This window comes from Aliarcobacter cryaerophilus ATCC 43158 (genome assembly GCF_003660105.1).
Lineage (GTDB): Bacteria > Campylobacterota > Campylobacteria > Campylobacterales > Arcobacteraceae > Aliarcobacter > Aliarcobacter cryaerophilus.
The window spans coordinates 1,502,592-1,516,855 of the sequence record NZ_CP032823.1; the positions used below are offsets into that span (position 1 = coordinate 1,502,592).

Consider the following 14,264-nt stretch of genomic DNA (forward strand, 5'->3'; position numbering starts at 1 on the left):
ATTAAAAGGGAAAAGCAATGGATATATTACCGGCGATTGATTTAAAAGATGGAAAAGCTGTAAGACTTAGCAAAGGGCTTATGAATAGTGCAAAAATCTATTCTGATGAGCCTTGGATGGTTGCAAAAAGATTTGAAGAGCTTGGAAGCAAGTGGGTTCATATTGTTGATTTAAATGGAGCATTTGAAGGAAAACCAGCAAACTTAGAGCAGATTAAAAAAATTAGAAAAAACTGTAATTTAAAAATTGAGCTTGGTGGTGGTATTAGAGATGAAAAAACTATTCAAATGTATTTAGAGCTTGGAGTTGATAGACTAATTCTTGGTTCAATTGCTGTAAAAAATCCTCAATTTGTTAAAGATATGGCGAAAAAGTATCCAATAGCTGTTGGAATTGATGCGATGAATGGAATGGTTGCAGTTGAAGGTTGGGCAGAAGTTTCAACTATTAAAGCAACTACTTTGGCACTTGAGTTTGCAAATGCAGGAGTTGAAGCTATTATTTGTACAGATATAAGCAAAGATGGAATGCTTTGTGGTGTAAATGTTGAATTTACTGAAGATATTGCATTAGCAAGTAAAGTTTATACAATTGCAAGTGGTGGTGTAAAAGATATTGAAGATATTAAAAAATGCAAAGAAAATGGAAATATTGGTGGAGTTATTGTTGGTAAGGCTTTTTATGAAGGTACTTTAGATTTAGAAGAAGCTTTTAAAATCTTATAATTTAATAAAATATTACAAAAGGAAAAAAATGAAGTCGAATACAAAAATAACACTTATTATTTTTTCGATGGTTGTACTTTTAACTTCAATTATTGTTGTTTTAGTTGCAATTGGTTCTAGACAAATAGGATATGATGGTGTTAAAAAGAAAGCATATTTAACAGCTGATATAGTTAAAAATTCTCTTACATCTCATATGGTAAATGGAAACATGTCACAAAGAGATGTATTTTTAGACAGTATGAGTCAACTAAAAAATGTACAATCTTTATGGCTTGTTAGGGCAAAAAGTGTTAGTGAACAGTTTGGAAATTCTAACTTAGCAAATGAAAATCCAAAAGATGACATTGATTTAGAAGTTCTAAGAAGTGGAGTTGAAAAAATAGTAATAGAAGAGTCTTTATACACTGCAAATCTTAGAATTACAATTCCATATGTAGCATCATCTTTAGATAAACCAAACTGTCTTAATTGTCACAATGCAAAAGAAGGACAAGTTTTAGGAGCTATATCTTTAAGCTTTGATATAAGTGAAGATAGAGGTTCAAATGTTATGGTTTTACTTTATATTATTGGAACTATATCTATTTTCTTAATAGTTTTCTTAATTTTTATTAGAAAAAGAATAACTCCATATACAAACTCTTTTGATTCACTATCTTATGTATTAAAAAGAGTTCATGAAGGAGATTATTCAATTAGAGCAAATACAGGTGTTCTAAAAGAAGATAAAGAAGTTTCAAATTGGTTAAATGAACTAATAGAAAAACTTGAAACCGTACTAACTGGAATTGAAAGAAACTTAACATCTTTTGTTCATAATCGTGTATCAAATGTAAATCATGATAAATTAATTACTGCAAAAGAGATTATTGAAGATATTAGTGAAATTTATCACTATAAGAAAACTATTGAAAATGATTTAACTATTGATGATATTTATCATAGGTTAATTCTAGTTTTAAAAGATAAATTAGAAATAGATTGTTTTGTAATTTTTGAGACTGATTTGGTAAAAGATGAAAGAAAAACTATCTTTGCAACAGATGGTGCTATAGCTTGTTGTGATTTAAAACAAAATATTAAAGAAGTTTGTAGAGCGGAAAGAATAAATAGTATTGTAGCTTCTGAAAACTTCCCAGAAATTTGTAGAGTTGCAAAATGTAAAGTCGATGAAAACTATATTTGTATTCCATTTTATGTAAATGAACAAAAAAATATTGTAATTCATATTATTTCAAAATCCCAAGATGAACTAAATAATTTAAAATATAAAATTGGAATTATTAAAAAATATCTTGAAGAGACGAAACCAATTTTAGAAAGTAAGATTTTAATGGAAGCGTTAAGACAAAAAAATCTTACAGATTCTCTAACAGGGTTATACAATAGAAAATATCTAGATGAGATTGTAGAAAAACAACTATCACTTGACATGAAAAATGGTGTTGTTTATGCAATTATGTTTTTAGATATTGATTACTTTAAAATGGTAAATGATAGCTATGGTCATGATGTTGGAGATGATATTTTAAGAAAACTTGCTATTACTATGAAAAAATCAATCTCTTCAAATGAGACTTTAATTAGATATGGTGGTGAAGAGTTTTTAATTTTAATGAAAAATGCAACTCAAGAGAGTGCAAAAGAGTTAGCAAACAAAATAAATTCTGATTTCTCAAAAATCATATTTAACTATGGAGGAGATAGCTTTTCAAAAACTGTAAGTATTGGTTACTCTTTCTTCCCGACAGATACAGACCAGTTCTGGAAATGTATTAAATATGCTGATATATCTTTATATGAAGCAAAATCAACAGGGAGAAACAAGGTTGTTAAATTTTCAAAAGACATTTTGAAAAATGGTGATAAAATTGACTACTAAATTTCTTAATTCATAGAAATAATCTAAACTAGAGTATAAAAAATTATTTATACTCTAGTTTCTCTATAACCAATTTTTTATTTTTAAATGGATCTATAACGGCTTCAATCTCTTCGATTTTATACTTTAAAGGAAAAGCTATTTGTGAATTTGTTGCAGTTGTTTCCAAAATATAGTATCTTTTATTATTCACATATAGTGCTTTTTTATTTAAATTTATTTCTTCAAAATTTATTATCACAAAAATATGATTGGGAACTAGTACAAAATATGCTTCATAATCTTTAACTTTCAAAAGTGAAATAAGTAAATTTGATTTATCATCACAATCACCAAAGTTTTGTTCAACTACTTTTTTTGGACTTTTAGCAATACTTTCATTTATCTTATATGGAATTTGTGTAACAAAATCTAACATATTTTGAACTTCACACTTAGGATCTTTTTTACAATTTTTTGTTAAAAAATCTGCTAACTTTTTTGTATATTCATCAATTCTTACTTGATTTACATAAGTTGATTTTCCAATATCTGTAAACTGGTTTTTAACTATAAAAAAAGAGCTATAAATCATATAAAAAAGATTTATTAAAAATATTATAGATATTAAAAAAGATAAATTTCTTAAACTTTTGCTTTTTATAAACACTATAAACCTAAGAAACTTTTTATTCCATCAAATATTAGTTGAGCAGATAATGCAGCTAAAAAAAGTCCTGTAATTTTTGATAAAATCAAAAGCCCATTTTTTCCAATAAATCTTTCTATTAGGCTAGATAGATAAAGCATAGAACCTATTAAAAGAATTGCACAAAGAAGTGCTAAACTTCCAATAATTAATTTTGAAAAACTATTAAATTCAACTCCCATTACCAACAAAACTCCAATAGTTCCAGGTCCAATAGTAATAGGCAAAGCCAAAGGAACAACTGCTAAATCAGATAAATTTTTATCTGTTGGTTTTTGACCATCTTTATTTCCATAAATTAACCCAACAGCTGTTAAAAATAAAAGTGCTCCAGCACCTATTTTAAAAGCATCAAGTGTAATACCAAAAACTTTAAAAATATATTGTCCAAAAAATAACAAAACTAAAGAGATAACAACAACTGATAGTGTAACTTTTATTGCTAACTTTCTTTTTTCAATAATTGTAGCATCATTTGTGATAGTCAAAAAAACTGTAAGTACAAAAAATGGTGTCATAATAAAAAATATTTTAATAAAAGTTGAAATAAAAAAATCCATAATTTTTCCTAAAGTAAGCTAATTTTGGCTTATTCTAGCTTTTCTAGATTAAAATAGAGTTTAAATTTTACTCTTCAATCATAGTGTAGTGAAGTTCTAATCCTTTTGAAGTTGCAACAAAGCCATTTATATTTATTTTACCATCATGTACCATTTTATGATGAAGTTTACAAAGTGGGATTAGATTATATTTATGATTTGCATTTATGTGTCCTATAAATCCATCTTTGTTTGCTTTTTTCTGCTCTTGTATATGATGAACTTCATCACAAGCACGACCGCATATTATACAAGTACTTGTGTACAAATTTGTATTATATTTTGAACTATTTTTTTGTGAAATTCTCTCAACTTTTGTATAATCATCTGCTAATCTTTTTCTAATATCATTTGCAATATTTAAAAACTCTTTATCAATATGAAGAGATTTTGCAAATTCCAAACCATATATAGATGAACCACTCCCAAAAGCTAATTTTCTATCAAAGATTAATTTATCTTCATCATTACAATACATAACAGATAAATGAAGACAAATAATGTTTTTTAATTTCTCAATCTCATCAATCTGTGGTAGTTGATGTAAATGCGTAGCAAAAACAAAAATAGCCTCAAGACGTGCAAGTTTCAAAATAGCACTTGCAACAATACTAAGGCCACTTAAAGTTTCAGTACTATGAGATATTTCATCTCCTAAAATAAGAGATTTTTTACTAGCTCGATTGAAGATATTTTTTAAATCCATCATTTCAACTGCGAAACTTGATAATCCTTTTGCAATATTATCAGCTCCACTAATTCTTGTAAAAATAGAATCAAATATTGAAAATCTCATAGATTTACAAGGAACAAAAAAACCTGCTTGTGCCAAAATTACACTTATTCCAATCGCTTTCATTAAAGATGATTTTCCAGAACTATTTATTCCAAAAAGTAATACTCCATGCATTTTATTACTTTCAAGATTTGTAGGATTTGAGTTTTTTACTATAATATTTTCTTCATACTCTTTACTAACTAAGCTTAGTTCTCCTAGAACAATGTCATTTGTAACATAAACTCCTCTATCCTCATTTGCTTCAATTATTGGGTGTCGTAAATCTATGAGTTCTAAAAAATTCTCATCATCTTTTGTTTTTACAATTTTTGGGCAAGTGTAGTTATATTTTTTACTAGTTTTTATATTTGAAACAGTTAAATCAACTTCAGCTATAAACATTACTAATTCACTTAAAAGTGTTGAAAAATTTTTCTCAAATTCAAGAAGTTTTTCTTTAAATACAAGTTTATTTATCTCAACTATTTTTTTAAGATTATGAACATATTTATCTGAAATATCATCAGTTAAAGAACAAGATATTTTTACACTATTTGTTTGAGTTTTTATAGAAAAATCTTTAAAAAGTAGAAGTTTATCATCAATTATTAGATGTGACTTTAAAAGTTCCTCTTTTATAAGGTTATATCTATTTTTTGTTATTGAGATATAAAATCCCTCTTTATCCAGTCTATTTACAGTAACAAAGCTTTTTTCATCTGATTTAAAAAAAGATAAAATATGATTTTTCAAAATTTCCAATTTATCTAAAAGTAGTTTATTTTGTCTATTTAAATCATCAATTTGAAAATTTACTCCACTTGTTATCATGTTTTCATCTACATCTTTAAGCATAAATCTTCCACTTATACTTAAATCAAAAGTCGAATTAATAGATGTCAAAAAAGAGTTTATCTCATCACTACTACAAGGAGGAGTTATAAATTTATAACTCTCCATAAATTTAACAATCTCTTTTATGCTTACTAAAGAGTCATACAAATAGTTCAACTCAAAAGGGTGTAGTCTTGATAACTTTATTCTTCTTGTAAGCCTTTCTATATCGTAAATACTGGCTAGTTCATTCTCCATAGGAGAGTGAAAATCATATAGCTCTTTAGAGAGATTGTATCTGCGTAAAAGCTCTTTTGAATCTTTTATTGGATTTGTAATTCTCTCTTTTAAAAGTCTTTTCCCCATAGCAGTTGAAGTGTTATTTATTAATCTTATTAGACTTAAATTATGAGTAGTATCTATAATATTTAACTGCTCTAAAGCATTATTTCCAATATATATGTATCTACTCACATCTAATTTTATAGGGTTTGAGAGTTTTTGAATAATTGAGCTATCATGAGCTATTACAAAGTCTATTAAAACTGCCAATGCTTCACTAGAAAGTGGACATCTTTCCATATCTAAATGCTCTATTGGAGTTAAAAGTGACTCAATACTAAAAACATTTTTAAAAAGTTCATTTTGATATGTAATTTTTGGTCTAAAATTTCTTAAATGAAAACTTTTTAAGTTCAACTCTAAATAGTCTATTATCTCTTTTTGATTAATATTTTTATCTATAAGGGTAACTATTATTTCACTAGTTTTGTGCATATTCATATAATTAAAGACTTCGTCAAGTGCAAAAAACTTATCTTCGTGAGTTCCAAAAACTTCGTTGTAATAACACTTTGCTGTTGTTACATCAATAGCACTATATCCTATTAAATAATTTCCTCTTATTTGATCAATTACAATTGAAGTTATAAAATTATCATCTTGTTCTACTACAAAATCAAAGTTTGTACCAGGACTTACAACAACATCCAAATATCTACTCACATTTGGCGGAGTTCCTTTTTGTCTTATTATTGCTATTGTATATTTTTGCTCCGCAATAATTCGTGCTAGATGTTTTTCAAATGAAATTGCTGGAACTCCAGCCATAATTGGATTCTCTTTTGAGTTTTCAAGTATTGATTTATTTTTTCTTGTTAATTGAATATTTAAAAGTTCTGCTATCTCTTTTGCTTTTCCTATTTTCTCTTTTTCATTGTTTACTTCATAAACTTCAAAAAAAGTTCCAATTTCCATAAGAACTAAAGCATTTTCTCCATACTTTTTATCAAATAACTCTTGAATCTTAAAATATGTAATAGTTAGAAGTTCATTTCTATTTTGTAAAAGAGCAGTTACTTCTTCTCGCACTATTTTCGCACTCCTGTCCAATCTCTAATTTTTTCTCTCTCTTCTTTTGAAAGTTCTGCTTCAATGTGAGCCCATGTATAAGCAGGAAGTGGCATTGATGAGTGAGCTGTTCTATAAATTGCTTTTAATTTTTCATCTTTTTGTGTTTTTGTATATTTTTCCCAATTTGAAAAATTTAAAGCATTTACACCTTCATTTGTATGATTTGCAACAACCCAAGAAAAAGGTGCAACATTTGAGTACCAAGGATAGTTAATCTTATTTGAATGACAATCATAACAAGCTCGTACAAATATCTCTTTTATATCTTCAGGTAAAACTATTTCATATGTTTTATCATCATTATATTTAACTTTTTGTGGTCTTATAAACTGCATCAATATAAAAACTACAAAACAAATTATCAAAGCTCTATTCATTTTTAAAATACCATCTCATATAATCTTTTTATTTCAATATTAAAAATATCTAAACTAATATTTCTACCATATCTTTTAAACTCTTTGCCTTCAAAAAAAACCAAAATAGTTGGACTTGAAAAAATATTGAAGAAAGAAGTAATATCTAAATTTTGATTACTATTAATATAATATTGCTTCATTTTAGAAAAATTAACAGAACTATTCATCTGTATTTTTGGTCTTAAAACTTCACAAACACTACAATTTGTAGCTCCAAAATAGAGTAACACACAATTTGATTTTTCTAAAATTTCTAAAATTTTTTCTTTATTATTTATTTCTATCATAAATTTAAAGACATAGGAGTAATCCTATCTCTTTATACCTGATGACCACAATTTTTAGTAAGTCTATTTTTTTGAGATAAATATGAATTTAAAGCACCCAAATATGCATTTGCTGTTGCTTGCATTGTATCAATACTCAAACCATGACCAACAAAAGATGTACTGTTTTCAAAGCAAACTCTAGTTGTTACTTTTGCTAGAGAATCTTTTCCTTCGCTTACAGAAATAACTTTATAATCTTTTAATTCACCAGAATAACCTGTGATTCTATCTATTGTTTTAAAAATAGCATCCATAGTTCCATCACCCAAACCTGCATCTTTTATAATCTCTTCTTTATATTTTATAGATACAGCAGCCATTGGCATACCATTTGAACAATCACTTATTTGTAATCCAACTAACTCATATATTCTATCATGGTTTAAAGCCTCATCAGTGATTAACATTCTAACATCATCATCTGTTATATCTTTTTTCTTATCAGCTAAAGTTTTAAATCTTTCAAATGCGGCATTTAACTCATCATCACTAACACTATCAAAACCTAATTGTGTAATCTTATCTTTAAATGCAGCACGACCTGAGTGTTTTCCTAAAATCAATGTACTATCTTTTATAACTCCAACATCCTCAGGTCTCATAATTTCATAAGTCTCTTGATGTTTTAAAACACCATCTTGGTGAATTCCACTTTCATGTGCAAAAGCATTTTTTCCAACTATTGCTTTATTTTGTTGTGGCTCAACACCTGTAATTGTAGCAACTAATCTTGAAGTTGCATAAATTTCAGGTGTATTTATATTTGTATATAAATCTCCAAATACATCTTTTCGCACTTTTATAGCCATAACAGCCTCTTCTAAAGCAGAGTTTCCAGCACGTTCACCTAAACCATTTATTGTAACTTCAATTTGTCTAGCTCCATTTACTACGGCAGCTAATGTATTTGCAGTTGCAAGTCCTAAATCGTTGTGATTATGAACAGAGATAATTGCTCTATCTCCTGCAAATTCACTTAACTCTTTAACCATGGCACCCAACTCTGTAGGTAATCTATATCCAACAGTATCTGGTAAATTAATTGTTCTAGCACCTGCACTTATAACTGCATCCATAACTTCTTTCATAAAAGGTATTTCACTTCTTCCTGCATCTTCTAAAGAAAACTCAACATCATCTACAAAAGTTCTAGCATATTGAACTGCATGAATTGCTCTTTTTATAACTTCATCTGGAGACATTTTTAATTTATATTTCATATGAATAGGACTTGTAGCTATAAATGTATGAATTCTATGTTTTAAAGCATGAGAAACCGCAAGTCCTGCTTGTTTTATATCATTTTCGATAGCACGGCTTAATGAACAAATGCTAGCATTTTTTATAGTTTTGGCTATTTGACTAACTGCATCAAAATCTCCAGGGCTAGCAGCTGCAAATCCAGCTTCAATAACATCAACTCCTAATTTTTCTAACTGCAAAGCAACTCTTAATTTCTCTTCTGTATTCATAGAACAACCTGGGCTTTGTTCTCCATCTCTTAAAGTAGTATCAAATACAATAATTTTATTTTTATCCATAATATTTACCTTTTAATTTAACATTTGATTATATCTTTTTTTAAATAAAAAAAGAAAAACAGATTTTTTTGGAAACTTAAACTATAAAATTTATAATTTAGAGTGAATATTTAAGAAGGAGCAGAGAGTTTACACTTTTTAGAAAATTGCTTTTTGAAATACTAAATATTTTCATTTTTACTCTCCTTTTTTAATTAGGCTAGAAGTATAATTTAATTTAGTTTATTTGTCAAGGATAATTTTTATTATTTAAAAATTTATTATTCATTTTATTAACCAGGAGTAAATCCTGATTTAATAGTTATTTTTTACTTCTCTATTTTTAAATAAGCAAAGATTTTTAAAATAAATGTAATAAATAATACAAGATAACCAATTCCGAACAAAGGAACAAGCACAATTCCAATTACATAACCTTTTGCAACTAGTTTCATCAAAGGTACGTTGTATTCAATTCCAATAGAGTTGATAGCTTTATACATTTTTATAACACCATAAATAGCAAATCCTAAGTAAATAAAAATTCCAAAAAACATACCACCCATTCCAATACTAGGACCATCTCCACTATGCATACTCATAGCACTACCTAGCATACTAGCACCAAGAATCATAGTCATAATAACAGTACCAACAATAATAGCACCATAACCCCAAATAAAATTTATAAAAATATCTCTTTGTTTTGGTGCATTATCAGATAGTTTTTTAACACCTATAAATTCTAAAACAATACCAACTATTAAAAATAAAATTCCAAGAAAAGGAATAATACTCAAAAAAGTTAATCCAGAACCAATAGCAGCAAAAACTGCACCTTTTCTAGCTTCACTTCCATCTATATTTAAAGAACTTGCAAAATCTGAAACTTGACTTTTTAACAAATAAATTGCTTTTGCACTTTGTCCATCTATTTCAAAATCAACAGTTTGATTTATTTTTGGACTTTCACTTGCTTTCCACTGACTGTTTGAAAAACTATATCTTTGTCCATCATCAGCAGATATTATTCCTGAACTTTCTTGAATATTATAATCTAAAATCTTGCCTTTCATCTTATGCCCCATTATGTAATTTTTTAATGTTTACTAAATAAAAAACCTTAAACAATATAATTAATAGCTTTGATTAATTTAGTATTTTATTAGATAATTTTTTTTAGAAGCAAAATTGCTTCTAAAAATTAATCTTTTGTAGCTTTATTATCATCTTTGTTATTTTCTAAAATTTCATTAGATTTAGAATCTTCTTTAATATCTTCTTTTAAATCACTTTTATCCAAACTATCACTGTGTAAATCTTCTCCCTCAAAAACTGTTCCACCATGCTCTTTTATAATTTCTCTTACTCTCTCACCACTTATTACTTCAATTTCAAGAAGTTCAGAAGTCATCTGTTCTATTGCATCTTTATTATCCTTTAAAGATTCAAGAACTATTTTATATCTTTCATTTAAACTGTTTTTAACATGATCATCTAAATCTTTTGCCATAGCATCAGAGAAATCTTTTTGAGTTTGCCCACCTAAAAATTGATTTGTTCTTCTTTCTAGCACCATAAGTCCAGCGATATCACTCATACCATAAATTGTTGCCATAGATTTTATAATATTTGTAGCTCGCTCAAGGTCATTTCCTGCACCAGTTGAAATTTCTCCTATAAATACCTCTTCAGCAGCCCTTCCACCTAGAAGAACATCAACTTCAGCTATAAGCTCATGTTTTTGCATTAAATATTTATTCTCTTCAGGAGTATTTAAAGTATATCCAAGTGCAGCCAAACCTCTTGGAACAATAGATACTTTATTTACTTTTTTAGCACCTTTTGTAATCTCAGCTATTAAAGCATGCCCACTTTCATGATAAGCAACTATTTTTCTCTCTTTTGGAGATATTCTTCTAGATTTTTTCTCTAAACCTGCAATTTGTCTCTCAACAGCCTCTTTAAAATCAGTTGACTGAACTTCATCTTTGTTTGCACGCCCAGCTAAAAGAGCAGCTTCATTTATAATATTTGCTAAATCAGCACCAGCTAGACCTGCTGTCATCTTTGCAACTTCTTTTAAATCTACATCTTTTGCTATTTTTACATCTTTAATATGTACATTTAAAATCTCAATTCTTCCTTCATAATCAGGTTTATCAACTAAAACTTGTCTATCAAATCTTCCTGGTCTTAAAAGAGCTGGATCTAAAACTTCAGGTCTATTTGTAGCTGCTAATACTATTACGGGAGCTGTTTCAGTAGAAAATCCATCCATTTCAGCTAAAAGCTGATTTAAAGTCTGTTCTCGCTCATCATTTCCACCCATAGGACCACCACTAGCCCTGCTTTTTCCAATAGCATCAATTTCATCTATAAAAATAATAGCAGGTGCAACTTTTTTTGCTTGTTCAAATAAATCTCGAACTCTACTTGCTCCAACTCCTACAAACATCTCAATAAATGCAGAACCTGAAACAGATAAAAACGGAACATCTGCTTCTCCAGCAACCGCTTTTGCTAAAAGAGTTTTCCCAGTTCCTGGAGGTCCTACTAGTAAAACACCTTTTGGAATTTGAGCACCAAGTCTTACATATCTATCTGGTGCTTTTAAGAAATCTACAACTTCACTAACCTCTTCTTTAGCCTCTTTATTTCCAGCCATATCTTCAAATTTTACATTTGGTTTTTCAGAATTTATCATCTTTTTAGATGAACCAATTCCTAAAATTCCACCACTTCCACCACCCATAGATTTTTGCATTCTTTTAACCAAAAACATCCAAATAGCGAAAAATAAGAAAATAGGAAGTACCCAACCAAAAAGGATATCAGACAAAACATTCTCTTCACTTATTCCACCATAAGAAATACCACTTTTTTCTAACTCAGGAACCAATGTCTCATCTGGAACAACTCTTCTTGCAGTATAAGTAACTCTTTGCATTCCATCATTTTTACTAACAGCTCTAATTTGTGTATTTCCAATACCAACATACTCGATTTTACCACTTAAAATAAGTTTTTTTAACTCAGAATATGTAATTGTTTTATTTACATTACTTCCATAAGCTTGAATATTTGAGTTTGTAGCATTTGTTGTTTCACTATCAGGAAAAATTGCTTTAAATGCAAAAATTGTTACAAGCGAAAATGCAACAAAAATCAAAAGTGGATTATTGTTAAAAAAATTATTGTTATTATTTTGATTATTGTTTGGATTGTTATTTTGTTGTTTATTCATCATTATTTATATCCCTCTTATTTTTTAAATACCATTGTTACCCACTCATTTTTGTGAATAATTTTTAGCTCTTTTAAACTAGAAAATTTACTTAAAACTCTCTTTTCATGCTTATCTAAAATACCAGAAACTATTATAATTCCACCATCTTTTGTATAATTTATCAAATCATCTGAAATCATAACAAGAACATCTGCAATAATATTTGCTAGAACTACATCATATTTTTCTTTGGCAAAATTTACAGAACCAATCCAAGATTTATTTATCTTTTGATTATTTAAAGTAAAATTTGATTGTGTACTTTCTATACAAATTTCATCTGTATCACAAACATCAACAACTGCACCTTTTTTTGCTGCTGCAATTGCTAAAATACCACTTCCTGTTCCAACATCTAGTAAGCTATCATCTTTTTTTACAAACTCATCAATTGCTAATAAACAAGAAGAAGTTGTTTCATGATGTCCTGAACCAAAAGCCAATGCGGGGTCTATCAAAATATCAATTTTACCCTCTTTTGCTTCACTCCAAGATGGTCTTACATAAAAACTTCCAACTTCAACGGCTTGTATAGAGTCTTGATATTTTTTTATCCAATCAATACTCTCTTTTTTCTCACATTTAATATAACATTTGGTATCTAATGCTTTTGCAAATTTCTCAAGTGGTTCCTTGAAATCTTCAAGGCTCTCTTCACTTCTAACAATTATTTCGCCATCATTTTCTTCAATTGCATCATCTGTAAGTGATAAAATTAGATTTAAAAACAGCTCATAATTATCTTCTGGCTTTATTAGTAATTCAAAATACTCTTTTGACAAATAAAAATTCCTTTATATATTTTTAAAAACTCAATATTCTATCTAAATAACTTTTTAATCAAATTAAATCTAAAAAAAGCTATCAATTAAATCTCTCATTATATTTTTATCACTAATTTGGTTTACTAAATCTCTAAACTCATTTGCTCCCGTGTAGCCTTTTGAATAAGCGTGTAGCAATTTTCTAAAAATTATAGCTCCATAATCTCCGTGAAATTCAAGCATTTTGTCATAATGTTCTAAAATAATCTCTTTTTTTATAGAATTATCAATATCTTCAAGCTCATGTTTTAATTGATAAAAAACCCAAGGTTTACCAATAGCACCTCGACCTATCATAACACCATTTGCTTTTGTGTATTCTAAAACTTCTTTTGCTTTTTTATAATCTTTTATATCTCCATTTGCAATAACAGGAATTGAAATAGCCTCTTTCATCTGCTTAATTGCATCATAATCTACAGGAGCTTTATATTTTCCAGCTCTTGTTCTTCCATGAACTGATACAAAATCAACTCCACAAGCTTCAACCACTTTTCCAATTTCAACTGGAATTTTCTCATTTACACCAAGTCTAACCTTTGCACTTGTATACTCTTTTTTAGAGTATTTTTTAATAGTACTTAAAATCTCTTCAAGCTTTTTTAAATCACCAAGTAAATTTGAACCGCTTCCATGATTAAAAACTTTAGGAGCTGGACAACCACAGTTTAAATCAATTCCATCAATTCCATCAACATCATTTAAAATCTCAACTGCTGCTTTTACTAAATCAACACTATTTCCAGCAATTTGTACAAAATATGGGTCTTCTGTAGGAGACTTTTCTACCATTTTAAGTGTTCTTGCACTTTTATAAACCAAAGCATTTGAACTTATCATCTCTGAAATTGTAAGATCAGCTCCAAACTTTTTAACAACACTTCTAAAAGGTAAATCTGTATAACCAGCAAGTGGTGCAAGCACTACAAGAGGCTTGCTAAAATCTAATTTTTTTTTCATT

The 14,264-nt window shown here is 28.1% G+C and carries 12 protein-coding genes; 2 read left to right on the forward strand and 10 right to left on the reverse strand.

The window, feature by feature from the left end:
* Positions 1-17 precede the first annotated feature (17 nt).
* Together hisA and ACRYA_RS07540 are read left to right on the forward strand one after the other, a co-directional pair.
* Positions 18-725: a 1-(5-phosphoribosyl)-5-[(5-phosphoribosylamino)methylideneamino]imidazole-4-carboxamide isomerase gene (gene hisA / locus ACRYA_RS07535; protein ID WP_105916481.1), complete on the forward strand. Its 708-nt coding sequence runs from the start codon at positions 18-20 to the stop codon at positions 723-725.
* A 28-nt stretch (positions 726-753) separates the two neighbouring features.
* Entirely contained in the window at positions 754-2,610 is a 1,857-nt protein-coding gene (locus tag ACRYA_RS07540; protein WP_105916482.1) for a GGDEF domain-containing protein, read from the forward strand.
* Positions 2,611-2,653: 43 nt separating this feature from the next.
* On the opposite strand, the gene ACRYA_RS07545 is transcribed toward ACRYA_RS07540, so the two are convergent.
* The 10 genes from ACRYA_RS07545 to ACRYA_RS07590 all read right to left on the reverse strand — a co-directional run bounded on the left by ACRYA_RS07545 (position 2,654) and on the right by ACRYA_RS07590 (position 14,263).
* The gene (locus ACRYA_RS07545) at positions 2,654-3,259 is read right to left on the reverse strand and encodes a transglutaminase-like domain-containing protein (RefSeq protein WP_105916483.1); all 606 of its coding nucleotides are present in this window, start codon (positions 3,257-3,259) and stop codon (positions 2,654-2,656) included.
* Positions 3,259-3,858 carry a MarC family protein gene (locus ACRYA_RS07550; protein ID WP_105916484.1) on the reverse strand — a complete coding sequence of 200 codons (600 nt, stop codon included), beginning with the start codon at positions 3,856-3,858 and terminating at the stop codon, positions 3,259-3,261. The genes ACRYA_RS07545 and ACRYA_RS07550 overlap by 1 nt, the downstream gene beginning before the upstream one ends.
* A 67-nt stretch (positions 3,859-3,925) precedes the next feature.
* The gene (locus ACRYA_RS07555; RefSeq protein WP_105916485.1) at positions 3,926-6,880 is read right to left on the reverse strand and encodes a MutS-related protein; all 2,955 of its coding nucleotides are present in this window, start codon (positions 6,878-6,880) and stop codon (positions 3,926-3,928) included.
* Positions 6,880-7,299: a heme-binding domain-containing protein gene (locus ACRYA_RS07560; RefSeq protein ID WP_105916486.1), complete on the reverse strand. Its 420-nt coding sequence runs from the start codon at positions 7,297-7,299 to the stop codon at positions 6,880-6,882. Before ACRYA_RS07560 ends, ACRYA_RS07555 begins: the two co-directional genes overlap by 1 nt.
* Before the next feature lie 2 nt (positions 7,300-7,301).
* Positions 7,302-7,628, reverse strand: a complete 327-nt coding sequence (locus ACRYA_RS07565) for a thioredoxin family protein (protein ID WP_105916487.1) — start codon at positions 7,626-7,628, stop codon at positions 7,302-7,304.
* Between the two features lie 32 nt (positions 7,629-7,660).
* Positions 7,661-9,211: a 2-isopropylmalate synthase gene (locus ACRYA_RS07570; RefSeq protein WP_105916488.1), complete on the reverse strand. Its 1,551-nt coding sequence runs from the start codon at positions 9,209-9,211 to the stop codon at positions 7,661-7,663.
* 308 nt (positions 9,212-9,519) lie between these two features.
* Positions 9,520-10,266: a DUF996 domain-containing protein gene (locus ACRYA_RS07575; RefSeq protein ID WP_105916489.1), complete on the reverse strand. Its 747-nt coding sequence runs from the start codon at positions 10,264-10,266 to the stop codon at positions 9,520-9,522.
* A gap of 128 nt (positions 10,267-10,394) precedes the next feature.
* Positions 10,395-12,440, reverse strand: a complete 2,046-nt coding sequence (gene ftsH / locus ACRYA_RS07580) for an ATP-dependent zinc metalloprotease FtsH (protein WP_105916490.1) — start codon at positions 12,438-12,440, stop codon at positions 10,395-10,397.
* 14 nt (positions 12,441-12,454) lie between these two features.
* Positions 12,455-13,261: a 50S ribosomal protein L11 methyltransferase gene (locus ACRYA_RS07585; RefSeq protein WP_105916491.1), complete on the reverse strand. Its 807-nt coding sequence runs from the start codon at positions 13,259-13,261 to the stop codon at positions 12,455-12,457.
* Between the two features lie 69 nt (positions 13,262-13,330).
* On the reverse strand, positions 13,331-14,263 hold the full coding sequence (locus ACRYA_RS07590; RefSeq protein ID WP_105916492.1) for a tRNA dihydrouridine synthase: 933 nt from the start codon (positions 14,261-14,263) through the stop codon (positions 13,331-13,333).
* Between the last annotated feature and the right edge of the window lies 1 nt (position 14,264).